The following is an 882-nucleotide window of genomic DNA, read 5'->3' as shown; positions in this document are numbered from 1 at the left end:
CCGAACGTGTCCGTGGTCGACTCCCCCACACCCAATGACTCGAACGCGCCGTTCGGGTTGTAGCTCACAGAGGTGCCGTTGTTGGTGACCACACCGAGCGTCGCGGTCTGGTCGATCACCGACACGGCCAGGGTGTCGCCATTGGCGTCGGTGTCGTTGCCCAGCACCGAGACCACCGTCGGACCGGCGTTCTCGCCGATCGTCGCGGAATCGTCGACGGCGACCGGGGCCGTGTTGGGGGTGGCCACACCGGTGACCGTGATCGTCACCGTCGCGGTGTCCGTGCCGCCATGGCCGTCGGAGATGGTGTAGGTGAAGGTGTCGGGCGCCGTGTCGCCCGCGCCCAGGTCGTCGAAGGCACCGTTCGGGTCATAGCTGATGTCGGTGCCGTTGTTGGTCACCGTCCCGGCGGTCCCGGTCGTGTCGACCTCTGTCACCGCCAGCGAGTCGCCGTCCGCGTCCGTGTCATTGTCCAGCACCGTGACCACCGTCGAGGTGGCGTCCTCGGCCACCGTCGCGGAGTCGTTCGCCGCTACCGGGTCGTCGTTGACCGGCACCACGGTGATGTCGCGGGTGACCGGCGCGCTGGTGCCGCCGTCCCCGTCGGTCAGCACGAACCGCACCGTCCGCGGCGTCGTGGACGGACTGTCGGAGACGTTGCGGTAGGTGATGTTCCGCAACAGGGTCTGTACGGCGGCCGGTGTCGCGGACGCGTTGAGCGTGATCACCAGCGGAGTGCTCCCGTTGGTGCCACCCACGACAGTGCCGATCGTCGTACCGCCGTCCACGGCGAGCCGGTCCTCGGCCTGGCCACCCGCGATGAAGCTCGCCGTCAGCGTGCCCGTGGCGAGGTCGTCGGAGTCGATGTCGACCGCCGTGCCC

1 protein-coding gene is annotated in these 882 nt (G+C 69.2%); it reads right to left on the bottom strand.

The window, feature by feature from the left end:
• A partial coding sequence (locus ACOADB_RS18130; protein WP_378601611.1) for an Ig-like domain-containing protein occupies positions 1-882 on the bottom strand: 882 nt, incomplete at both ends.

Origin of the sequence: Nocardioides sp. CPCC 206348 (genome assembly GCF_048654705.1) — a bacterium.
Taxonomy (GTDB): domain Bacteria; phylum Actinomycetota; class Actinomycetes; order Propionibacteriales; family Nocardioidaceae; genus Nocardioides.
The sequence above is the reverse complement of the archived record's forward strand: the minus strand, read 5'-3'. Positions and strand labels throughout refer to the sequence as shown.